22 protein-coding genes and 2 tRNA genes are annotated in these 23047 nt (G+C 25.5%); 21 read left to right on the plus strand and 3 right to left on the minus strand.

Translation table 11 applies throughout. From position 1 onward, the window contains the following. Positions 1 to 228 precede the first annotated feature (228 nt). Complete coding sequence (locus ACZ5CK_RS03695; RefSeq protein WP_464582552.1) at positions 229 to 1737, plus strand: V-type ATP synthase subunit I domain-containing protein; 1509 nt, start codon at positions 229 to 231, stop codon at positions 1735 to 1737. A gap of 31 nt (positions 1738 to 1768) precedes the next feature. Here ACZ5CK_RS03695 and ACZ5CK_RS03700 read toward each other — a convergent pair. The 3 genes from ACZ5CK_RS03700 to ACZ5CK_RS03710 all read right to left on the minus strand — a co-directional run bounded on the left by ACZ5CK_RS03700 (position 1769) and on the right by ACZ5CK_RS03710 (position 3729). After that, positions 1769 to 1845: transfer RNA gene (locus ACZ5CK_RS03700), tRNA-Arg, on the minus strand. A 22-nt stretch (positions 1846 to 1867) separates the two neighbouring features. Further along, positions 1868 to 1957 (minus strand) — tRNA-Ser (locus tag ACZ5CK_RS03705). A 26-nt stretch (positions 1958 to 1983) separates the two neighbouring features. After that, the gene (locus ACZ5CK_RS03710; protein ID WP_464582553.1) at positions 1984 to 3729 is read right to left on the minus strand and encodes a proline--tRNA ligase; all 1746 of its coding nucleotides are present in this window, start codon (positions 3727 to 3729) and stop codon (positions 1984 to 1986) included. A 682-nt stretch (positions 3730 to 4411) separates the two neighbouring features. Between ACZ5CK_RS03710 and metG the strand changes: the two genes are divergently transcribed. Genes metG through ACZ5CK_RS03810 form a run of 20 tightly spaced genes read left to right on the plus strand, consistent with a single transcriptional unit; the run spans position 4412 to position 22966 of the window. Next, the gene (gene metG, locus ACZ5CK_RS03715) at positions 4412 to 6370 is read left to right on the plus strand and encodes a methionine--tRNA ligase (RefSeq protein ID WP_464582554.1); all 1959 of its coding nucleotides are present in this window, start codon (positions 4412 to 4414) and stop codon (positions 6368 to 6370) included. A 19-nt stretch (positions 6371 to 6389) separates the two neighbouring features. Beyond that, complete coding sequence (gyrA, locus tag ACZ5CK_RS03720; RefSeq protein ID WP_464582555.1) at positions 6390 to 8816, plus strand: DNA gyrase subunit A; 2427 nt, start codon at positions 6390 to 6392, stop codon at positions 8814 to 8816. Then, entirely contained in the window at positions 8809 to 9186 is a 378-nt protein-coding gene (locus tag ACZ5CK_RS03725) for an archease (RefSeq protein WP_464582556.1), read from the plus strand. Before gyrA ends, ACZ5CK_RS03725 begins: the two co-directional genes overlap by 8 nt. 8 nt (positions 9187 to 9194) lie before the next feature. Beyond that, positions 9195 to 9662 (plus strand): LexA family protein, encoded by a 468-nt coding sequence (locus ACZ5CK_RS03730; RefSeq protein WP_464582557.1) that lies wholly within the window; start codon positions 9195 to 9197, stop codon positions 9660 to 9662. Then, positions 9640 to 10083, plus strand: coding sequence for a ribose 5-phosphate isomerase B (rpiB, locus tag ACZ5CK_RS03735; RefSeq protein ID WP_464582558.1), 444 nt, complete (start codon positions 9640 to 9642; stop codon positions 10081 to 10083). The genes ACZ5CK_RS03730 and rpiB overlap by 23 nt, the downstream gene beginning before the upstream one ends. Then, positions 10080 to 11048, plus strand: a complete 969-nt coding sequence (locus ACZ5CK_RS03740) for a histone deacetylase family protein (RefSeq protein ID WP_464582559.1) — start codon at positions 10080 to 10082, stop codon at positions 11046 to 11048. Before rpiB ends, ACZ5CK_RS03740 begins: the two co-directional genes overlap by 4 nt. Before the next feature lie 9 nt (positions 11049 to 11057). Then, positions 11058 to 12053 carry a hypothetical protein gene (locus ACZ5CK_RS03745; RefSeq protein ID WP_464582560.1) on the plus strand — a complete coding sequence of 332 codons (996 nt, stop codon included), beginning with the start codon at positions 11058 to 11060 and terminating at the stop codon, positions 12051 to 12053. Further along, the gene (locus ACZ5CK_RS03750) at positions 12050 to 12799 is read left to right on the plus strand and encodes a hypothetical protein (protein ID WP_464582561.1); all 750 of its coding nucleotides are present in this window, start codon (positions 12050 to 12052) and stop codon (positions 12797 to 12799) included. The genes ACZ5CK_RS03745 and ACZ5CK_RS03750 overlap by 4 nt, the downstream gene beginning before the upstream one ends. Beyond that, entirely contained in the window at positions 12792 to 13304 is a 513-nt protein-coding gene (locus tag ACZ5CK_RS03755) for a ComEA family DNA-binding protein (protein WP_464582562.1), read from the plus strand. Before ACZ5CK_RS03750 ends, ACZ5CK_RS03755 begins: the two co-directional genes overlap by 8 nt. Next, positions 13301 to 14098: an epoxyqueuosine reductase QueH gene (locus ACZ5CK_RS03760; protein ID WP_464582563.1), complete on the plus strand. Its 798-nt coding sequence runs from the start codon at positions 13301 to 13303 to the stop codon at positions 14096 to 14098. Before ACZ5CK_RS03755 ends, ACZ5CK_RS03760 begins: the two co-directional genes overlap by 4 nt. Positions 14099 to 14107: 9 nt before the next feature. Beyond that, positions 14108 to 14518 carry an ATP-binding protein gene (locus tag ACZ5CK_RS03765; RefSeq protein WP_464582564.1) on the plus strand — a complete coding sequence of 137 codons (411 nt, stop codon included), beginning with the start codon at positions 14108 to 14110 and terminating at the stop codon, positions 14516 to 14518. Positions 14519 to 14521: 3 nt separating this feature from the next. After that, on the plus strand, positions 14522 to 15904 hold the full coding sequence (locus tag ACZ5CK_RS03770) for a DUF342 domain-containing protein (RefSeq protein ID WP_464582565.1): 1383 nt from the start codon (positions 14522 to 14524) through the stop codon (positions 15902 to 15904). A 7-nt stretch (positions 15905 to 15911) separates the two neighbouring features. After that, positions 15912 to 17114 carry a tetratricopeptide repeat protein gene (locus tag ACZ5CK_RS03775; RefSeq protein WP_464582566.1) on the plus strand — a complete coding sequence of 401 codons (1203 nt, stop codon included), beginning with the start codon at positions 15912 to 15914 and terminating at the stop codon, positions 17112 to 17114. Next, positions 17107 to 17787: an FAD-dependent thymidylate synthase gene (gene thyX / locus ACZ5CK_RS03780; RefSeq protein ID WP_464582567.1), complete on the plus strand. Its 681-nt coding sequence runs from the start codon at positions 17107 to 17109 to the stop codon at positions 17785 to 17787. Before ACZ5CK_RS03775 ends, thyX begins: the two co-directional genes overlap by 8 nt. Then, the gene (locus ACZ5CK_RS03785; RefSeq protein ID WP_464582568.1) at positions 17787 to 18164 is read left to right on the plus strand and encodes a DRTGG domain-containing protein; all 378 of its coding nucleotides are present in this window, start codon (positions 17787 to 17789) and stop codon (positions 18162 to 18164) included. Before thyX ends, ACZ5CK_RS03785 begins: the two co-directional genes overlap by 1 nt. Next, positions 18154 to 19086, plus strand: coding sequence for a CBS domain-containing protein (locus tag ACZ5CK_RS03790; RefSeq protein ID WP_464582569.1), 933 nt, complete (start codon positions 18154 to 18156; stop codon positions 19084 to 19086). The genes ACZ5CK_RS03785 and ACZ5CK_RS03790 overlap by 11 nt, the downstream gene beginning before the upstream one ends. Positions 19087 to 19106: 20 nt before the next feature. Beyond that, positions 19107 to 19463, plus strand: a complete 357-nt coding sequence (locus ACZ5CK_RS03795; protein ID WP_464582570.1) for an iron-sulfur binding hydrogenase — start codon at positions 19107 to 19109, stop codon at positions 19461 to 19463. Between the two features lie 43 nt (positions 19464 to 19506). Next, the gene (locus tag ACZ5CK_RS03800) at positions 19507 to 20163 is read left to right on the plus strand and encodes a PHP domain-containing protein (RefSeq protein WP_464582571.1); all 657 of its coding nucleotides are present in this window, start codon (positions 19507 to 19509) and stop codon (positions 20161 to 20163) included. Beyond that, positions 20151 to 20702 (plus strand): ATP-binding protein, encoded by a 552-nt coding sequence (locus tag ACZ5CK_RS03805; protein WP_464582572.1) that lies wholly within the window; start codon positions 20151 to 20153, stop codon positions 20700 to 20702. Before ACZ5CK_RS03800 ends, ACZ5CK_RS03805 begins: the two co-directional genes overlap by 13 nt. Further along, positions 20699 to 22966, plus strand: a complete 2268-nt coding sequence (locus ACZ5CK_RS03810) for a POTRA domain-containing protein (protein ID WP_464582573.1) — start codon at positions 20699 to 20701, stop codon at positions 22964 to 22966. The genes ACZ5CK_RS03805 and ACZ5CK_RS03810 overlap by 4 nt, the downstream gene beginning before the upstream one ends. Positions 22967 to 23047 lie beyond the last annotated feature (81 nt).

Raw genomic sequence — 23047 nt, forward strand, 5'->3', positions numbered from 1 at the left:
TTTTATAGTCATAATGATATTATATCAAAAAAAATAAATTAAATAAAGTTAAAAATGATAGAAATATGTAGAATTTTTATTATAATTATATTTAAATATGTTTATATGAAAATAATACCTTTTTATAATAAAATTAGTATAAGTGATAGATAGAGTTAATTAATATCTTATAACTCATAAAAAATTGTGATATAATAAATTAGATAATTATGAATAGGGGGAATTAGAATGGTAAATGGTGAATTTAAAAAAGAAGAAAAGTTAGAAATAAAAAATTCTCAAGATACTCATAGCAAAAATAAAAATGATTATAATATGAAGATTTTTAAATTATCAAAAATAATTATATTTTTAAACATTATTATTATAGTTGTAGTAGCTTATTTTTTGGTTGAACAATACTATTTTAAATTGTCTATAGAAAATAATATTGATGAAATTAAAATGAAAGTTGAAAATTTAGAGGGATTAAACAATAATTTAGAAAAATTAAATAATAATTTTCAAGTTTTAGATATTATTAATTCTAATACAAGAAAAATACCTGATATATTATTAAGTCTTGAAGAAAATAAGAAAATTATAGATAAACTAGAATTTTCTCAAGAAAGTTCTATATTAGATGAAATAAAAAATATTAAAATAAATGTTGATTTTACCAACCAATTTAATATGCTATCAAAATCTTTATTGGAGGACATCAATAATATTTTGGATGAAAAAATTAGTAATAATAATATACTTCAAAATAAGCTGGATAGTATTGATAATAAATTGAGCGATATTGCTAGTATAAAAGATAGTATTGATAAACTAATTGAATCATCAAATGAAATTTCTAAAAGTATAGAAAATATGGCTAGTTTCCAAGAAAAAAATAAAGATAGTAAATTGGAAGATAAAATGGATAGTATAGTTATACAAGTTAATAAATTAAATGATAATATGAGTAATTATTTTAATAAATTAGAAGAAATGAGAGATAAAATTTATAGTGATTTAAATGAAAAAATCAAATCTATAAACCAAAAAGATTATAGTCCTGAATTAAAAATTATTGAAGATAGGATAAATAGCATTGATCAACTTATATCAAATTTGAATAATACAATAGAAGATAGTCAAAATAAATATTATAAAAAAATAGAATATATACTAAATAAAAAAGATATAGTATCTTTAATAAAGGAGTTAAATGATTATATAGCATCTGATAAATTTAAACTTATAGAAATGGTACTAATGTATAATAATATAGCTGAAAAATATATTAATTTTAATAACGATAAAGATGTAAATTTCTCTTTTGGAAATATAACTAAAAAAGTTTACTCAAAATTCGAGAATATTGTGAATAAAGAAATTGATTATTTAACTAAAACAAGTTATAATGAGAATGTTAAAAAAGATATAAATTATTTGGATTATGTTTTCAATAAAATGGTTAAAATAAAAGGATTTGAGAAATATTATGAGGATTTGAAAGTATCTATAGAAAAATTAGAAAAGTTAGAAAAAGAAAAAATAGCTGAATATAATAAAGTTTCAAGTTATAAATTAAAAAAATACATAGAATTATTTAGTAAGAAGAGGTTGCTTCAAGAAGAGATAATAGAAGGATATAAAAAATATGTTTTAACAATTGATCCTACTTTATTGAATGATAATATTAAAAGTGAGTATTATAATATTGTTGATAAAACTAAAAAAATATTAAAAGATAAATACATATGGTAAAAAAGAGAAGAGCAGACGCTCTTCTCTTTTTTGGCGTGCCCGACTGGATTTGAACCAGCAACCTTTGGATCCGCAGTCCAATGCTCTATCCAATTGAGCTACGGGCACATATAAAAATAGGTAAAAAAAATGGCGGAGAGGGTGGGATTTGAACCCACGGAGGGTAATAACCCTCACTTGCTTAGCAGGCAAGCGCCTTCGGCCACTCGGCCACCTCTCCGACGCACAACAATTATAACATGAAGATCATTCTTTGTCAATAGAGTTTACGTAAATTTTTGGGTCGTATTCGTTTAATTTTTTCTCAATGATTTCTAATAAATTATCGAAAGAATCGGAAATTTCAACTTCTTGAGAACTTTTTTCATACCTTAATTTTAATTCAACTTTCCCATCTTTTAATTTTTTTCCTAAAACCATTTTTAAAGGAATACCTATTAAATCAGCATCTTTAAATTTAAAACCAGGTGAGGCATCTCTGTCATCATATAAAACATCATATTTATCTTTTAAAAGGTTATAAATTTCTTCGGCCTTATCTACTAATTCTTTTTGTTTCATAGAAACAGGGATTATAACAATCTCAAAAGGTGCAATGGATCTTGGCCATATCATACCATAATTATCGTGTAACTGTTCAACAATAGCTCCTAAAGTTCTTGATACACCCCAACCATAACAACCCATTATAAATGGTTTTTGTTTTCCGTTTTCTGTTGCATAAAAAGCATTTAATTTTTCTGAATATTTAGTACCTAATTTAAATACTTGTCCAACTTCAATACCCTTAATTTCTTTTAACGGAGCACCACATTTAGGGCATGGTTCGCCTTTTGAAACAGTTCTAATATCAGCAAAAGAATTTATTTCAAAATCTCTATCAGTGTTAACATTAATATAATGTTTATCTTTTTCCATGCCTCCTACTACAAAGTTCTTCATACCTTTTATGCTATTATCAGCTATTATTTTTACATTTTTAATTCCAACTGGACCTATAAACCCAATTTCTACACCAAATTCTTTTTTAATATCATCTGGTTCTCCTAAAGCTAAAGTTTGATCATTCATGAAAGCTTTTAATTTAGAAATATTTAATTCAAAATCTCCTCTGATTAAAGCTAAGACCCAACCTTCTCTTCCTTTAAATAGTAAGGATTTTACAATTTTTCCTTTAGAAATATTTAAGAAAGAAGCCACATCATCAATTGTTTTAACATTGGGAGTATCAACTTTTTCTATGTTTTTTTCTGGTTCATTTTCATAATTAAATAAAAGATTAGATTCGGCTTTTTCGTCAGTTGCTGAATAACCACAATCACAATAGTATATTGTACTTTCGCCATATTGAGCTTTTACTTGGAATTCGTGAGAATCGCTTCCGCCAATAGCTCCAGTATCAGCTTCTACAACTAAATAATCCACACCTAATCTATTTAATATATTTTCATAAGCTTTATAAAAATCATTATATGTTTTATCTAAAGATTCTTCAGAATCATGAAAAGAATATGCGTCTTTCATAATGAATTCTCTTGCTCTTAAAACACCAAATCTTGGTCTTATTTCATCTCTGTATTTATTAGCTATTTGAAATAAAGAAATAGGTAATTGTTTATATGATCTTAATTCATTTTTTATAATGGTGGTAATCATTTCTTCATGAGTAGGACCTAAAGTGAAATCTCTGTTGTGTCTATCTTTTAATTTCATCATTTCTGGTCCGTAATCATCCCATCTTCCGCTTTCTTGCCAAATTTCTGCAGGTTGAATTATTGGCATTAAAATTTCTTGTGAACCGATTTTTTCCATTTCTTCTCTAACTATATTTTCTATTTTTTTCAAAACTTTTGTTCCTAATGGTAGATAAGTATATACACCTGAGGCTGTTTTTCTTATAAATCCGCCTCTTACCAATAATTCGTGGCTTTTAATTTCTGCATCATTTGGTACCTCTTTTAATGTTGGAGCATAATATTTTGACATTCTCATAATTAAATCCTCCTTGTCATTTTATGTTTTTTTTATTTTAACATATCATTTTAAATAAAACAACTTTTTATGGTAAAAAAAATATGAAGGTAATAAAATCAATTATATAAAAATGTTCAAAAAGTATAAAAGAAATGAAGACTCGAAGATTGCCTAAGCTTCGCTTTGCGAAAATTTAAACATTATAAACTAAAATTATTGCTTTATTAATATAAAAACTTTTATCTATTTTTAATGCTATGGATTAAAAATATCAGTTGTAGACAAAGTTCAAAATAAAATATTCAAAACAATATTCGTTCATCCAGTGAAAATTCTAATCCTCAAAAAAATTCATTCTCGCCGGGCGCTCAGACGCACATCCTGATTGGCTTCGCTTAAAATCACATCCATGTGACTTTATCCGGCTTCATTCATATCTTTTCTGGAATTTTCAAGGATTCTCTCATATTACTTTTTCATATTTTATTTTATCAACAGTCTACTACTTTTAATCTTATGCATTAAAAATATGTTCATGAATAATTTTTAAAGATAAGCAATCGAGCGTCTGAGTGATTTTATACTTTTTGAACATTTTATAATAATATAGTATGACCAAAATTTTAAAAACTTCTTAATTTTACTTGAGGTAGTATATGGTATAATAGTATTAACAAGAAAAAGATAGGAGGATTGAACAATGGAAAAATTTTATGTAACTACTCCGATTTATTATGTTAATGCTGAACCGCATATTGGTTCAAGTTATACTACTATTGTAGGAGATATAATTTCAAGATATAAAAGAATGAGAGGATTTGATGTATTTTACTTAACTGGAACAGATGAACATGGACAAAAAATATTACAAACAGCAAAAGCAAAAAATATAGATCCAAAGGAATTATGTGATGAATTATCAGGGAAATTTAGAGACTTGTGGAAAGAATTGCAAATTACAAATGATTATTTTGTTAGAACAACTGATGAACAACATATGAAAACTGTTCAATTTTTTGTTGAAAAAATGCTGGAAAATGGGGATATTTATAAAGGAAAATATGAAGGATGGTATTGTGTACCTTGTGAAACATATTGGACAAAAGATGAAATAGAAGAAAAAGATGGGAAAAAGGTTTGTCCTTCATGTGGTAGAGAAGTTAATTGGGTAGAAGAAGAAAATTATTTTTTTAAATTATCAAAATATAATGAACCATTGAAAAAGCATTTCAAGGAACATCCTGATTTTGTTGAACCGGAGTTTAGAAAAAATGAAATGATAAAGATTTTGGAAAGTGGATTAAAAGACTTAAGTATCACACGTACTACATTTGATTGGGGAGTTCCAATGCCCAATGATCCAAAACATGTTATTTACGTTTGGGTTGATGCTTTAATAAATTATGTTAGTGCCCTGGGATATCCTGAAAATAAAGAATTATTTGAAAAATATTGGCCAGCTGATTTGCATTTAATTGGAAAAGAAATTAATAGATTCCATTCTTTGATATGGCCTGCAATGTTAATGTCAGTTGGATTACCTTTACCTAAAAAGGTTTTTGCTCATGGTTGGTTAACTGTGAATGGTGAAAAAATTTCTAAGTCTTTAGGAAATGCTATAGATCCTAGAATTTTAGTAAAAACATATGGAAATGACGTAATAAGATATTATTTGATGAGAGATATTGTTTTTGGTAAAGATGGTGATTTTTCAGAAGATAATTTAATAACAAGATATAATTCGGATTTAGTAAATGATTTAAGTAATTTAGTTCACAGAACATTATCTATGGTTAATAAATATTTTGATGGGGTTATTCCAACTCCTGAAGTTAAAGAAAATGTTGATAATCAATTATATGATTTAATAAACGTAACAATAGAAAAATATGAAAATTATATGGATAAATACTTATTTACACATGCCTTAGAAAGTTTATGGGAATTGGTAAGGTTTACAAATAAATATATAGATTTAACAGAGCCTTGGTTATTAGGAAAAGATGAAAGCAAAAAGTCAAGATTGTCTACTGTAATGTATAATTTATTGGATTCTATCAGGATAATTTCATTATTGATATCTCCAATAATGCCAAACACTACAATAAAAATATTAGAAAAATTATCAATTGAAAACCCTGAAAAATATATTAGAAATGAAAATATTAAAATAGGGTTATTACAATCTGGGAAAAAGGTTAATATAGGAGATCCTGTTTTTAAAAGAATAGATGTAAAAACGTGGAAAAAAGTCATTATTATGAAAAAGGAGGAGAAAAAGATGGAAGAAAAAAAGGTGGAAGAAAAGAAATCTGAAGAAAAATTGGAAAATGTTTTAATTGATATAGATTATTTTAAAAATATTGATTTAAGAGTTGCAGAAATTTTAGAGGCAGAAAAAGTTAAAAAATCCAGGAAATTAATAAAACTTCAATTAGACTTAGGTGAATTAGGAAAAAGACAAATTGTAGCAGGTATTGCAAATTATTATGAACCAGAAAATTTAATCGGTAAAAAAATAATTATAGTTGCAAATTTAAAACCTGCAAAATTGATGGGTATTGAGTCCAATGGAATGTTATTAGCAGCAAAAATAAATGATAAATTAGTTTTATTAACAACAGATGGTGATATTGAACCTGGAGCTAAAATTTCGTAATTTGGGAGGGTAATTTTTAATGAGTGATATTTTAAATAAATCATTTGAACAAGAGCTTAAAGAATCGTATTTGTTATATTCTCTAAGTGTTATTACGAGTAGGGCTATTCCTGATGTAAGAGATGGTTTAAAGCCAGTTCAAAGAAGAATATTGTATTCAATGGATGAATTAAATTTAAGACATACAGCAGCTTATAAAAAATGTGCTCGTATTGTTGGTGAGGTTATGGGTAAGTATCACCCTCACGGTGATGCGGCAATATATGATGCATTAGTAAGAATGGCACAACCTTTTAGTTTGAGATACCCCTTGGTAATTGGACAGGGAAATTTTGGTTCTGTAGATAGAGATCCTCCAGCTGCCATGAGGTATACAGAAGCAAAAATGCATGAGATGGCTGAATATATGTTAATGGATATAGACAAAAATACTGTAGATATGTTAGATAATTTTGATGGTTCTTTACAAGAACCATCTGTTTTGCCAACCAGGATACCAAATTTGTTGATGAATGGAGTAAATGGTATTGCAGTTGGAATGGCAACGAATATCCCTTCTCATAATTTAAATGAATTAGTTGAAGGTATTAAATTATTGATTGATAATCCAGAGGCAGATGTTGAAGATTTGATGAAACATATAAAAGGTCCTGATTTACCTACTGGCGGAATAATTGTTGATGGTGAAAAAATTAAAGATATTTATAAAACTGGTAGAGGTTCATTTCATATTAGAGCAAAATATGATTTAGAAGAAAATAAAAATGGAATGAGTATTGTTATTAAAGAAATTCCATACGGGGTTCCTAAATCAGATTTGATTACTCAAATAGCTAATTATGTTACTAAACAAAAGGAAAATAAAAAAGACGTAGGAATAAGAAATATTAGAGACGAATCAGATAAAGAAGGTATTAGAGTTGTTATAGAATTAAAGAAGAATGTTAATCCGCAAAGAATAATAAATCAATTATTGAAACATACATCTTTACAGATATCTTTTGCTGTTCAAATGACTGTTATAGATAAAAGAAAACCAAGGGTTATGAATTTAAAAGAAATACTTGAAGCATTTATAAAACATAGAGTTGATGTTGTTACAAGAAGAACACAATTTGAATTAGATAAAGCAAGAAAAAGATCTCATATTGTAGAAGGTTTAATGAAAGCTTCTGAAGGTATAGAATCTGTAATAGAAATAATCAGACAATCGGAAGGAAGAGAAGATGCTATCAATAGTTTAATGGAAATAATAAATGTAACTAAAGAACAAGCAAACGCTATTGTTGATATGAGATTAATTAGTTTATCTAAATTAGAAGGTGAAAAATTAGAAAAAGAATATGCTGAGTTAACTGAAAAGATTAAAACAGCAATGGATATATTAAATAATAAAGAAAAAATGTTTGAAGTGATAAAAAAAGAATTAGAAGAAATAAAAGTGAAATTTGGAGATAATAGAAGAACAAAAATTACGAATCAAGGTTCTAAAATAAATGAAGCGGATAATATTGAAGAAGAAGATTTAGTAGTAGTTTTAACTCAATGGGGTTATATAAAAGCTATGAGCAGTGATGAATATAAAGTTCAAAATAGGGGCGGAAAAGGTTCAAGAGCAATAAAAAAATCGGATAATGATTTTATTATTCAAGTCCTGCAGACCAATAGTTTATCAAGACTTTTATTTATAACTTCTAAAGGAAAAGCATTTGAATTAAATGCATATAATATAGAAAAAAGTAGTAAAGAGACCAAAGGAAAACACATAAGCTCTTATCTGTATTTAGATAACGATGAAAAAATAAAAACAATAATTGCAATTGAAAATGAAAAAGATTTAGAAAATGAATTCATTATGTTATTTACAAAAAATGGAACAGTAAAAAGAACCTCTTTAACAGAGTTTTCTAATATTAGAAAAAATGGATTAAAAGCCATTACTATAAAAGAAGACGATATGGTAGTTGACGCTTTAATTGTTGAAGAAAATGATGAGGTAATAGTAATAAGTAAAAAAGGAATGAGTCTAAAATTCAAGGTTCCAGACGTAAGAGTTATGGGTCGGGCAGCAGCAGGTGTAAGATCAATAAAACTAAGAGAAAATGATAATGTTGTAAATGCAGTAAAAGTTGATAAAGATAAAAGTTTATTATTGATAACGGAATATGGATATGCTAAAAGAGTAAGTTTTAATGATTTTAGATTACAAAATCGTGGTGGTGTAGGTTTAAAATGTGTTAAAGAAACCACTAGGATAGGAGATATTGTAAAAGCTTTAACAGTTGACGAAGATAGTCATATTATAGTTTTTACTAAATTAGGTAAAGCAATTCGTGAAGAAGTTTCTACTATTTCTACATTAAGTAGGTATGCTATAGGGGTAAGAGCAATTAGAGTTGATAAAGACGATACTGTTGCAGATGCTGCGGTGATAATTGATGAGTAAAGAATTAAATCATGTTGCAGATATAATGTTTGAGTTACATGGGAAAGGATTAGATGAAATAATAGAAGATTTATTTGATGCCTTTAATAAGATATTTATTCCAATAGTTGGAGGATTAGAAAAAGAATATGTGTATAATATTAATAAAAAAAATATAGATGATATAATATTTGATATAGGGAATTATTCTTTAAATAAGATATATGAAGGTTTTTTTCCATCAAAAGTTGAAACAAATGAAAACAGTATAAAAATTTCTTTTTCAAAAATTATGAATTTAAAAGGTGAAGAAGATATAAAAGCGGTCGCATATCCGAAAATAATTAATGAAGATAACGAGGTAAAAGTAAGAGTTATATTTGATATCTAGGTGAATATATGAAAAGAATTACAGAAAAACAAAAAAAAATATTAGAGTATATAGAATTTTATGTTAGAATAAAGGGATATCCACCTTCTATGCGTGAGATGAAGGATTATTTTAATTTAAAAAGTACCTCAACTATTTATTCTCATTTAAAATCTCTAGAAAAAAAAGGATATGTAGAATTATCTGGAAAATCAAGAGGTATAAAAGTTTTAAATTCTAATGATTTTGGAATAATTAAAATCGATGGTGAATATACTAATGGTAAAATAAATTTATATGATAATCCATTATACTTAAAGACCATATCAGGAATTAAAATATCCTTAAATAATAAAATCTATAAAAACATAATTTTAAAAGAAGATTTTGATAATTATTCAAAAGGAATGATGTTGATTTTTAACGAGAAATTTAAAGTAATTGGAATAATAAATATAAAAGAGGTGATTCTTAATGAAAATATCGATTGGATCTGATCATGCAGCATATAAGATGAAAGAACATTTAAAAAAATATTTGGAAAATAAGGGTTTTGAAGTAATTGATGAAGGACCATTTTCAGAAGATAGAGTTGATTATCCAGTGTATGCTAAAAAAGTTGGAGAAAGAGTGGCTAATAAAGAAGCAGGCTATGGGATATTAATGTGTGGAACTGGTTTGGGGATGTCAATAGCTGTTAATAAGATTAAAGGTATTAGAGCGGCTTTAGCTTATTATCCTAAGATGGCAGAATTAGCTAGACAACATAATAATGCGAATGTATTAGTATTGGGCGGTAGGACAATGGGATTTGAGCTTGCTGAATGGACAGTTGATACATTTTTGAATACAGAATTTGAAGGAGGTAGACACGAAAGAAGGATAAATCTTATATCCGAAATGGAGGAAAATTTATGAAAGTTGTTTATGATCCTCGACATGTTTTTTATTCGCCAAAAACCGAATTTGATGGATTTAAAATAAAAGAAAACCCAGATAAACCTGGAAGAATTGAGACTATAAAAGAAATATTGCAATTGAAATATGGTGATGTAATAACTGGATCTAAAGATTTTCCAAGATCATATCTATATTTTGTTCATTCATCTGATTATATAAAATGGTTAAAGGAAAAACAATATGAATTAGAAGATAATCAAGAATATTATCCAAAGGTATTTGGATACGATATGTGTTTAGATACACAAACACCAATTAGTAAAAACACATTTGAAATGGCATGGATAAGTGCAAAATGTGCATTAACAGGCGCATCTTTGTTGTTAGAAGGAGAAGAATTAGTTTATTCGTGTTCAAGACCATTAGGACATCATGCAGGAATTTCAAATTGTGGTGGGAAATCGTATTTTAATAATGCAGCTTTAGCTGCAAGATATTTACAGAAAAATGGTGATATTTATATTGCTATTTTAGATTTAGATTTTTATGCTGGGAATGGTACTCAGGAAATTTTTTATGAGGATAATACAGTTTTGACGATTAGTATTCATGGAAATCCTTCTCTTCATTATCCATATATCTCAGGTTATGAATGGGAAATTGGAGAAAATGATGGGAAAGGATATAATATTAATTTTCCATTAAAAGATAACATTAATGGAAGGGTTTATTTGAGAGTTTTAGAAAAAGCTTTATTGGAAATTGAAGACTTTGATCCTGATTTCTTTATAATATCTTTTGGATCCAATACTCATGAAAAAGATTTATCAACAACATTTAATTTAAAAGATGAAGATTATAAGGATATTGGGAATATGTTATCATATTTAAATATACCAAAATTAATAGTTCAAGAAAGTGGATTTAATTCACACGTTAATGAAAAGGTTATTGATAATTTGTTTAATGGTTTAATTATCTGAGGTGAAATTTTGAAACAATTTATTTATGAAGCAAAACAAGGTCAAACTGTAGAAATTAACATAGGTTATGATTATTTTAGAAAAGTTTTTGATATAAAAAAATATAACAATTTTTATTTGTATGATAAAAAAATAAGTTTTTTTAATAAAATAAAATTAAATAATGAAATTCCATTAATAGGAAATGAAAATCTCAAGAGTTTTGATAAATATTTAACTCTTGTTTTAAGATTATCTAATTTTGATATAAATTATGTGAATATTTTTGGTGGATATAGTGTTTTAGAATTATCAGGATATACTTTGGAAAATATTAATATTTCAAATTATTCCTTTTATCCATCTACATTAAATTCAGCCATTATGTTACCCTTAAAAGGTAAATATTATTTAAATTTTAACTGGAAGAAAGATTTTTTGGTTCAAAAAGGATACCCAAAAAAAGTAAATATTGATACAAAGCTTTTTGAAACAATACCTCAAAAAGAAATGAAAAATATGTTTATTATACCTTATCTATTAGGAAAAATATTAGATTCTAAAATATCAGATTTATCGTTAAATTATTCTAAATTGATCTTTTCAGAAATTGATTTACAAGAGTATATATATTTTTCTGTTAAACAATGGATATATTATTTAAAAAGCAAATATAGAAAATTTCCAGGTGAAAATATTATTACATTATTTTATAATAAAAAGAGTGGTTTTAATAAATCATTTCCGCAGGTTTTTGCGATGAGTTTTTTAATAGAATTATATATTTCATGGTATTATGGTTTTTTAGATTTTGAAATGTTTGAGAAAATTGAAAAAGAATTAAAAGAAAATTTTGATATTCCATATAAATTAATAGAAAGTATAGATTTTAATGATTTTTACTGTAAAAAAGAATTTTCTCTGTTTACATCTTCTGGGAAAATTATATCATATAAAATACCGTATGATGAAATTAAAAATATAGTTAAAGAAGTTAAAGAATACTTTAGAGGTGGATTTTTGTGATTAGAAATAAAAAAAATTGGGGATTATTTTTTATAACTCTTTTATTAATAATAGTTCCAGTAATATTAGCGATAACAACATCTTATACTTTATATTTAAAATATAAAATCCGAAATCTTGAAATAAAAATTAATGAGTTAAAAAACGATAAAACACCACCTATAAATTCTAAAATTAATTTACCAGAAGAAATAAAAATTAATTTTGATCAAATAAACAAATTTTTAAACATAAAATCAAAAGGAATAATTGAAAAAGAAAAAGTAGATTTATTTTATTTAATAAAAAAATCAAAAAGTAGTTTTCAAAATGGTGAAAAAGGTGGCTTAATAATATTAAATAAGAAGGATGCATTTTTCCAAAGTGTAAATTTATTAGAGCACAATGAAGAATACTTTATAACTCAAATTGCAACTGATTTATTTTCTTTATATTCAAAAGAAATAAATAATGGAGAACAGAAAGTTTATACAGTTCAATTACGACTTTATTTAACGGAAGAAGATGCATTTTTTACTACATTAACTTTAAGAAATGCGGGGATACCTGTTTTTGTTTATAAAGGAAGATTTCAAAATAGTGGAAAAAATTATTTTGCGATATGTGAAGGCCTTTTTGGAGATATAACTGAAGCAAAAAATTATATGGGAAAAATTGATGAGAAAAAAATATTGCAACTTACAGGTTTAAGTGTAGCAGATAGATTTTTAAAAAGTTTTATTATATTTGGTGATACAGGTGAATAAAAGAAATATTATTATATTTGTAATAATATTATTTAGTATTTTTATTTTTTTCTCTTTTGATTTTATAAAAAATTCAAAAGAAGAAAATACGAAAAATAAATATGATAAAATAGATTTATCAAATTTTACAATAGAAGAGATTATGAAAGTTCCTGGTATCGGTATAAAAAAAGCAACAGATATTAAAAATTATGCACAAAATGTAGGCTTTACATCAATTGAGGATTTAATGAAAATAAAAGGAATAGGAGAAAAAACTTATTTAAAAATTAAAAAATATTTTTATTTATCTAAAAGTATATATACACTCAAAAAAGATGAAAAAATCAATCTTAATACAGCGAAATATGAAACTTTAATTAAATTACCGGGCATAGGTCCAGAAAGTGCAAAGAAGATAATTAATTATAGAAAAATAAAAAAAATAGAAAATTTAGATGAGTTAAAAAGAGTTGGATTAAATATTTTTCAAATAAATAAAATTAAGGGAGTTGTTGAATTTTGAAAGTATTTTTGCATGTTTGTTGTGCTGCTGACTTAATACTGGCTCATAAAAAATTAAAAGAGAAAAATATAGAGTATGTAGCTTATTTCTATAATCCTAACATATATCCAAAAATTGAATATGAAAAAAGATATAATGCATTTTTGAAACTGAAAAAAATGTGGAATTTTGAAGAAATAAAAGAAAAGTATAATCATAACGAGTTTACGGAGATTATGAAAAATATAAATATAAAAGATGAACATATAAGATGCTATAAGTGTATGTATTTTAGAATGGAAAGATCTGTAATTGAAGCTAAAAAAAGGGGATATAATGTATTTACTACAACATTATTGTCCAGCCCAAGAAAGAAACATGAAGATATAAAAAAAATAGCTGAAGAGTTAAGCAATAAATATAATATCACATTTTATTATGATAATTTTAGAGCGAATAATGCAATATCAGAAGGTGCAAAATTTTGTAAAGTAAATAATATATATAGGCAAAATTACTGTGGTTGTGAATATTCACTGATTGAAGCAGAAGAATTAAGGATACGTTCTTTTGAAAAAAGGAAAAAATTTTTATCTAAAATATTGGATTTTGATTTTACCCATTTAATGAATAAAGAATTGTTGAAAATACCAGAAGATTTGTATCCAAGATATTTATATAAATATGGTTTAGAAATAATAAAAAATTTAAAACCTAAAATAATAATAATAAAAAAAGAAATAGCGGATGATTTAAATATTAAAAATGGTAGAAATAAGATTGGAAATTGGAAATCAAAATTTATAGTTGTTTAGGGGGATATTATGGAGACTTTAGAAATTAAAATACTTAGTAAGACTAAGTATATAAAAATTTTAAGAGAAGCTATGAAATATTTCTTGAGATTAAATGATTATAATGATGAAGAACAAATATTTTTTATGGAATTAGCTTTAAATGAAGCTGTTGCAAATGTTATTGAACATACATACAAATTTAACGAAGAAAATGAAATTTTTGTTAAGTTTGAAATTAAAAATAATATTTTTTATTTAAGCATTAGAGATTATGGCGAAAAAGTTGATAAAAATCAAGTTAAATCAAGGGATTTAGATGAAATTAAAGATCATGGTTTAGGAGTTCATATAATAACTCAGGTTTTTGACGATATGATGTGGAAAGATATAAATGAAGAAGGCAATCTCTTAATATTAAAGAAAGATTTGGGGGATTAAAACATGGCAATAACCAAAGTTAAAATCAGTGAAGACAAATTAAAAGCTTATATAACTTTAATATATGATGGTAGAATACCTACAGATGGAGAGTTATTAAGAACCCTTCAAGATGCTGGTATAAGACATGGTATTAAATATGAAGTGTTAAGGCAAATGGCTCTAAATCCAGTTTATAATGAATCTGTAGTTATAGCAGAAGCAACAATGCCTCAAAAAGGGAATCCTGGATATGTGGAATTATATAAAGTTGATGAAGTAAAAAAAGAAATTTCTAATCACGAAAAAATAGATTTTCGTGAATTTGCTAAAAATATAATTACTGTTAATATAGGAGAAAAGATAGGGTTTATTCATCCTCCAACTATAGGTAAGCCTGGTAAAGATGTAATGGGAAATGAAATTCCTGGGTTATCGGGCAATCCTGCAAAAGTATTTTTGGAAAATAATGTTGAAAAAGATGATGAAGGCAATATAGTTGCAATGGCTTCCGGTGAATTAATTATAAAAAAAGATATTGATGAAGTATTGCATATCTCTATAGAAGAAATTTATGAAGTTAGAGGAGATGTTGATTTTAATACAGGAAATATAAGATTTCCAGGAAAGGTTATAATAAGGGGATCAGTAAGACCGGATTTTATAGTAGAAGCTGATGGTGACATCGAGATATATGGCGAAATTGAACAAGCAAAAGTATATTCCAAGAAAAACGTAAAAAGTAATGGTATTAAAGGAGGAAATAAAGGTTTTGTAAAGGCTAAAAATATTTATGCAAAATTTGCGGAAAATGCTACTTTAGAAGCTGAAGAATCTATAATTATTGATAAATCAATAATTAATTGTAAAATAAATTCTGCTCAGGAAGTAATACTTGATGGTTATAACAGTAGAATAGTTGGTGGTTCAATTAAAGCTCTAAGAAAGGTTGAAGCTTATTATATAGGTAGTCCTATGGGAGTGACGACAGAAATTGAAGTAGGGGTGGATCCTAAATTATTTGAAGAATATAAAAATTTGATTGAAATAATAAAAAAAGATACTGTAGAATTAAAAGCTATGACTCCACAAATTAATTCATTACTTAAAAAAGTAAAGCAAATGAAAGTAAAAAATGAATCTATTATATATTTAAAAAAATTAATCAATAGAGCGAATGAAATAAAGAGCAGATTGGAAGAAAATAAAAAGAGAGCAATTGAAATTAAAAGAAAAATAGAAGAGTCAAAATCTTCAGGAGTGGTTGTTGCTCGTAAAATGTTATATCCAGGGGTTAATATAAGAGTTAATAATAAGTATTTTAGTACAGATAAAGGAATAAGTAAAGTTCAATTAATGAATGTAGAAGATGAGATAAAATTATATGCATATAATGAAGGAAAGTAGGGTTACAATGAAGAAAATAGTATTAATTTTTATTTTAACAATAGTTGCTGTGATTATTTTTTCTGATTCAGAAAATGTATATTCTTTTTATGTAAAAACATTTAATAATGATAGTATGATAGAGTCGAATGAGATAGATATTAAAATTTTTGGGTATTTAAAAAAATACTTTGAAACTGGGTATAGTGGCTATTTAAAAGCAGCAAATGAGTTAAGAATAAAATTTGATGATGATTTATCCATAGAAGAAAAGCAAATATTTGATTTGATGGCTTTGCTCAATCCGCAAACAACTATAGAACCTATAAAAAAATTCCAGGAATTAAAAAATAAGTATCCAAATTCGAATTTGATAAAAGTATTATTAATAGAATTTCAATATAAACAATGGTTAATAACTGGAGATCCTAAATTAGTAAAAGAAATATTAGATAAAATTGAAAATAGTATAAATATAATGGGAAATACCCCATTTTTTTTGTATTATAAATCTAATATTTTATTTAGATCTAAAATTTATGGAAATAAAAAAGAATCATATAATCTTATAAAAAAGGCCGCAATAGAGTTTCCTGAAAATAAAAAAATAATAGAAACATATTTATTAATATCTACACAATTAAACAAGGATAAGGAAGATAAAGATTTATTTGAAAAAGTCTCAAAATATTATATTAGAGAGCCTGAAACTAAAGATAATATACTTTTGCTAATAGCAAAACATTTTTTTGAAAATAATAATGAAGATTTAGCGAAGGATATAGTTTTAAATAAAATTATTTCTCAAACCCAAAATACGAAAATATTATTTTTGAGTTATGAATTATTGGGAGATTATGCAGATACCAATATCCAAAGAATGGAATATTATAAGAAATCTTTGAGTTATAATTCTGAAAATGCAAGAGTACTTTCAAAATGGGCTTTAGTTATGTTGAAAGTAGATAAAAATAAATATAAAACACTTGCTAGAATTGCTTTGAATAAAGCCATAACAATAAATCCAAATATATCCGAAGAAGCTAAAAATGCTTTGAAAAAACTAAGAAATGAAATAAAAATAGAAGTTATGATAAATTATTTGCTCCCTATAATTTTATTGGTGGTTGGATCAATTTCTTTTTTAATATATTATGAAAAAAGAAAAGAAAAAAAAGAAAAGATAAAAATGTTTGAAGAAAATGATAATGAAGGTGAAAAAAATGATTGAAAAAAAAGTATTGGATAAGGGATTTGTAAAATTAATAGATATGCTTGGTGATGATAGGGCTGCGGTAAGAGCAGCAAGGGTTTCATATGGAAAAGAATTATCTACAGCAAAAAGGGATAAAAAGCTTATTGATTATTTGATGGAACATAAACATCATAGTCCTTTTGAACATCAAGTATTTACATTTCACATAAAAACACCTATATTTGTTGCCAGACAATGGATGAGGCATAGAATTGGTAGTTATAATGAAATTTCAAGAAGATATACCACAAAATATGCAGAGGAATTTTATATTCCAAATCATATAAGGACTCAAGACACAAAAAATAAACAGGGTTCTGTACCAACTGAAGATAAACATATGGAAAATAAAGCCATTAACGTTATTAAATATACTTATGATTATTTATATGAAACATATAACAAGTTATTAGAAATGGGTGTAGCCAGAGAAATGGCAAGAATGATTTTACCTGTAGGACAATATACACAATTCTACTGGACTGTAAATACCAGATCATTAATGAACTTCTTAAATCTTAGAGGTGATTCACATGCTCAATGGGAAATTCAACAATATGCTTTAGTATTAGCAGAAATCTTTAAAGAAAAATTGCCATGGGCATTTGAAGCGTTTATGAAATTTGAATATAGAGGAGATTTATTATAATGAGATTGTATAAAATTTCTAATAAATTAAATGCCAGAGTGATTCATAAAACTTCTGATTTTAATGAAATAGAAGTTTTATATGCAGGCGCTTCAGATTTAATGAGTGATTTTTTGGCTTTTTCAAAACCAAATATGTTAATAATTACAGGATTAGCAACACCACAAACGCTTACAACAGCTTCTGTTATAGAAGCAAATGCTATTTTATTTGTGAGAGGTAAAACTATTCCGAAAAATTTTTTTAATTTAATTGAAGATTGTGAAATTCCTATTTTGACTACAGATTACTCTATGTATTATACTTGTGCAAAATTGTATAATCTTGGTATAAAGGATGCAATGGAAACAGATAAGGTGTATAAAGATGATAAATAATAATAATTTATTAGAAATTTTATCTCAATTTTTTTCTGAAACAAAAATAGGAGAAATAATGACTTCACCAGCTATAGTTGTGACTCCAAAAACTTCTATAAAACAGGTAAAAAATATAATGAAAGTGAAAAAAATATCAGGATTACCTGTTGTAAAAAAGGGATTAATGTTAGAAGGTATTATAAGTATAGAAGACATTATAAAAGTATTAGAAAACGGGAGTTTAAATGATCCTGTTGAAAAGTGGATGACAGTTAATGTTAAATCATTTTATGAGGATAATACATTGTCGGATTTTATGAATGTATCTCAAGAGTACAAATTTGGGAGATATCCAGTTATAAATAATGAAAATAAAGTAATCGGTATTATTACAAAATACGATGTTATATCATGGTTATTTGAGAAGTTAGGGACAATATATATTCATGATGATAGAAGGAAAAAAATTTTAGATTATGAAGAATATACATCTAAACTTACGGGAGAAATTTTAGATAATAAAAAAATATCTTTTGAATTTAATATAGATTATACAGATATATCAAAAATAGGAATAGGTGCAACAAAATTAAAAAGTTTTCTAAAAAAAATAAGAATTAATGAAAAGTTAGTTAGAAAAATATCTATTGCAACTTATGAAGCTGAAGCAAATGTAATTATCCATTCAGAATCATACGGAAAAATTTTTTGTTGGGATTTTGAAGATAGTATAAGACTATTAATTAAAGATTATGGAAAAGGAATTGAAAATGTTGAAATGGCTATGCAAGAAGGTTTTTCTACAGCAACTGAGGAAGTTAGATCTCAAGGTTTTGGTGCTGGAATGGGATTGCCTAATATGAAGCGTTTTTCTGATAAAATGACTATTATTTCAGAAGTAGGGAAAGGAGTCATAATTGAAATGATTTTTTATAAATAATTTATTTTAGGGGTGAGATTGTGAAATTATCTTCATTAATAAAAGATGATTTTTTGGAGAAGATTTTAGTTTTTGATGATTTCATAGAAATAAAAAATGGATATATTGGAGATCTTCTTAGTGAAATTATGAGAAATGCACAAACAGATTCAATATGGATAACTCATCAAACACATCCTAATATTATTGCTGTAGCTAGTATAGTTGAAATAAATACAATTGTTATTCCAAAAGGATTTGAATTTGAAATAGAAACAATTAAGAAAGCAAAAGAAAATAAAATAAATTTACTAAAGAGCAAATATGATATTTTTAAAACATCGGGATTAATATACATTAAGTTAAGTGAGGAACATAATGGCGGAATTTTACGGTAATTTTCATATTCATACTGTACTGTCACCTTGTGCGGATATCACTATGAGTCCAGATGTTTTTTTGGAACGTATTAATAAATTGGATTGGATAGCAATAACGGACCATAATTCAACATCTAATATCAAAGTTTATTCTAAAATCTTAAAAAATGTTGATATTAATGTTATACCTGGAATAGAAGTGACATCAAAAGAAGAAGTTCATATATTAATATATTTTGAAACGGTAGAAAAAGCTGAAGAATTTGGTGATATCATAGAAAAAAGTCTTATAATTAAAGAATATAATCCAGATAAATTGGGGTATCAAATTATATGTAATATAGATGGTAATTTTGGAAAAATAAAAGAAACACCATATTTAGGAAGTGCATCTTCTTTTTCCATAAATGAAATTTATAATCTTTCAAAAAAATATAATGCTCTTTTTGTTCCTGCACATATTTTTAGATTTAATGGTTTAATTACAAATTTAGGATTTTTACCTGAAAATATATGTATAGATGCTGTTGAAGTGAAAAATAAAAATGAAATAAAAAAATCTCAAGAAATGGGATTCAATAATTTCCTTTTTGGAACAGATGCGCATTTTCCAGAACAATTAGTACCTTCGTGTAAAATAAATGCAAAAACAAAAAGTTTTAAAGAGTTTAAAAGAGCTATTTTTGAAAGAAAGGTGATTCCTATTTGGCAACATTAAGAACTATTAGTGATCATATAATTGATATATGTGAAAATGCTATAAAATCTGGTGGTAATAAAGGTTATTTGGTAATAATAGAAACAATAAATAATTTTAAATTTATAGTTTCTGATAATGGAAGAGGTATGAATAAAGAAAAATTAGAAAAAGCACTAGATCCTTTTTTTACCAGTAAAAAAGAAAGGAGAAAAAAGTTTGGACTTGGACTACCTTTTTTAAAATATTCTGTTGAAAAAACTGGTGGAAAGTTCAAGATTTATTCTTATGAAAATATAGGAACAACAGTTATAGCAGAATTTAATATAAAGAATATTGATTGCCAACCAATAGGTAATATTCCAGAAATGTTATTAAATGTTTTAAATATAAGTGGCGATTTTTTTTGGAAAATCACACGATTTTTTGAAAAGGAAGGATATACCATAGAAACAAATTTTTTAAAGAAAAATTTTGATTTAACAAATGCATTAGATTTAATGTTACTAAAAAAATATATAATAGAATTAGAAAAACAAATTAAGGAGGTTTCAAAATGAAGAAAAAATTTATAGTAATTATTTTGTTGCTTATGTTCATTAATATATTTGCATTAATGAATGTTGAAAAAATATCTTTTGATGGAAATATTTCTTTCATTGAAAACAATTTAAGAGAAATATTATCAAAATACGATATAAAAGATGATTCTATTGTAGGAGAAATAGATATAAAGTTGGCTATAGAAAGTATACAAAAAAAATATCCATATTTTTCTTCAATTTCTTATAAATATTCTGAAGACAAAAAGGAATTAACCTTTATTTTTAAAACAAATCCTGTTATTAAAGATGTAAAAATTAAGGTTATAGGTGATAAGTTATTAGATTTAACACCTATATCTACTGATTTATATACAGAAATTAATAAACCGTTGAATATAAATGAATATAAAGACGGTTTAGAAAAAATAAAAAAATATTTTAATGAAAATGGATATATGTATATAGAAGTTTTAAGTAATATAAAAATGGAATCAGATAAATTATCTCTTGAAGCCACTACGGTTAACAATAAATTATACGATAAAAATACTTTAGTGTATATTGTGAAAGAATATGATTTGTGGGATGTCGAGCTGAAAGATGAATTGAAGAATTTAGATAAAGATGAGATAAAGAAAGTATTTGGATTCAATTTTAGAAAAGATTGGGAGAATAAATTTTTTCTTTTCAGATCAGATGTTAAGGATACATATCCTAAAGTTAAGGATATTCAAAAAATTTTCCAATCGTTACAGCAGCTTCCATATTTTTCAAAAGATACGCAAATTTCTATAAAGCCAATCAATATTGATAAAACTCCTGGAGGAGATCTGGTAATTGTTTTAAGTGGAAAATTGAGGAAAATAATAAATAATCCATCTGTTATAAAAAAGATAGTTATTGAAGGTAATGAAAGTTTAAAGAATTATGAAATAGTAGATAAATTAAAACAATCAAATATTTCTGAAAATTCAACGATAACCAATATTGGAATATTAAATAGTATAAAATTATTAAAAGACTATTATAATAATCTTGGATATCCGTTTGTAGAGATTAATGCTAATTATAATGCAGGTATTTTAACATATAATATTGTAGAGTATAAAGTTGGAGATGTTTCTATTGAAATAAAACCCGAACAAAAAACTAAAGATTATTTAATAAAACCTGGAATAAAGCTTATAGAAGGAAATGTAATAAGAACGAAAGATATTCAGGATACTTATTATGCTTTATCAGGAACAGGCTTTTTTGAAAATGTAAATGTTTATCCCTATAGTCAAAAAGATAATAAATTAGATTTTAAAATTGATATTACAGAAAAAAATAAACCAGGAAAATTTATTGGGGGAATAACTTATACTATACCAGAAAATGCTCCCTGGTATATGGGATTTCTTGGACAACTTGAATTTCAATGGGCAAATCCGTGGGGATACGGGCAGTCTTTTAATTTATTAACTAATATTAACCCGTTATCTAAAACATATATATTTAATGGTGGTTATGGTATAAAAAATATATTAGGGACAAGATTTTCATTAAATACAAAATTTAGTTATGGTTCATATGATAAAAATGTTGGAGTTGCACAGGAAAATATAACTGGAGAAGCAACTGTATCAAATAAAATGTCATTTTCATTATCGCCAAATTATAGTATAAATGATTTTAATAATATAAATATGAATTTTAGCTATTCTGAAACAAAATATAATCCAAATACATATGATGTAAAAAAACAAATAAGTGGCGGTTTAGGATATACTTATTCCAGATTAGATTATCCGTTTAGACCATACAATGGATTTTATAGTACAATTCAGGGATTTGGAGGATTAAATACATTAAAAACTAGTGAATATTATTATGGAGGATATTTGGAAAGTAAAGCATTTTATACATATTATAAATTCACATTTGCAAATAGATTTAAAACAGGTTATGTAATTGATAAAAATGAATTATATGATTTTTATTTAGGGGGAATGTATACTATTAGAGGGTATGATTTTTCTTCTTTAAATGGGAATATGATGATATTAAATAATACAGAAATCCAATATCAAATAAATAAAGAAAATGTTCCTGTAGATCTTTATGCTTTTTTTGATATAGGAAATGCAAATAATACAGATTTGTTGAATGGGTATTTATGGTCATATGGTTTAGGTGTAAAATTAACAGTACCAATGCTTGGACCTATAAGATTTGAAGGGGTTTTTGATCACCAAAACAAATTTAAATGGACATTTGGATTTGGTCCTGTATTTTAAGCTAAGAGGCATGTAATATGCCTCTTTTTTTATTATTTGCATAAAATACTTAAAAAAAATGAAAAAATTTGATATACTATA

Source organism: Marinitoga okinawensis (assembly GCF_055387075.1).

Bases quoted from the DNA above. Each gene is read 5' to 3' on its own strand.
- ACZ5CK_RS03695 (WP_464582552.1), top strand. From the start codon at position 229: ATGGTAAATGGTGAATTTAAAAAAGAAGAAAAGTTAGAAATAAAAAAT.
- ACZ5CK_RS03710 (WP_464582553.1), bottom strand. From the start codon at position 3,729: ATGAGAATGTCAAAATATTATGCTCCAACATTAAAAGAGGTACCAAAT.
- metG (WP_464582554.1), top strand. From the start codon at position 4,412: ATGGAAAAATTTTATGTAACTACTCCGATTTATTATGTTAATGCTGAA.
- gyrA (WP_464582555.1), top strand. From the start codon at position 6,390: ATGAGTGATATTTTAAATAAATCATTTGAACAAGAGCTTAAAGAATCG.
- ACZ5CK_RS03725 (WP_464582556.1), top strand. From the start codon at position 8,809: ATGAGTAAAGAATTAAATCATGTTGCAGATATAATGTTTGAGTTACAT.
- ACZ5CK_RS03730 (WP_464582557.1), top strand. From the start codon at position 9,195: ATGAAAAGAATTACAGAAAAACAAAAAAAAATATTAGAGTATATAGAA.
- rpiB (WP_464582558.1), top strand. From the start codon at position 9,640: ATGAAAATATCGATTGGATCTGATCATGCAGCATATAAGATGAAAGAA.
- ACZ5CK_RS03740 (WP_464582559.1), top strand. From the start codon at position 10,080: ATGAAAGTTGTTTATGATCCTCGACATGTTTTTTATTCGCCAAAAACC.
- ACZ5CK_RS03765 (WP_464582564.1), top strand. From the start codon at position 14,108: ATGGAGACTTTAGAAATTAAAATACTTAGTAAGACTAAGTATATAAAA.
- ACZ5CK_RS03770 (WP_464582565.1), top strand. From the start codon at position 14,522: ATGGCAATAACCAAAGTTAAAATCAGTGAAGACAAATTAAAAGCTTAT.
- ACZ5CK_RS03775 (WP_464582566.1), top strand. From the start codon at position 15,912: ATGAAGAAAATAGTATTAATTTTTATTTTAACAATAGTTGCTGTGATT.
- thyX (WP_464582567.1), top strand. From the start codon at position 17,107: ATGATTGAAAAAAAAGTATTGGATAAGGGATTTGTAAAATTAATAGAT.
- ACZ5CK_RS03785 (WP_464582568.1), top strand. From the start codon at position 17,787: ATGAGATTGTATAAAATTTCTAATAAATTAAATGCCAGAGTGATTCAT.
- ACZ5CK_RS03790 (WP_464582569.1), top strand. From the start codon at position 18,154: ATGATAAATAATAATAATTTATTAGAAATTTTATCTCAATTTTTTTCT.
- ACZ5CK_RS03800 (WP_464582571.1), top strand. From the start codon at position 19,507: ATGAGTCCAGATGTTTTTTTGGAACGTATTAATAAATTGGATTGGATA.
- ACZ5CK_RS03810 (WP_464582573.1), top strand. From the start codon at position 20,699: ATGAAGAAAAAATTTATAGTAATTATTTTGTTGCTTATGTTCATTAAT.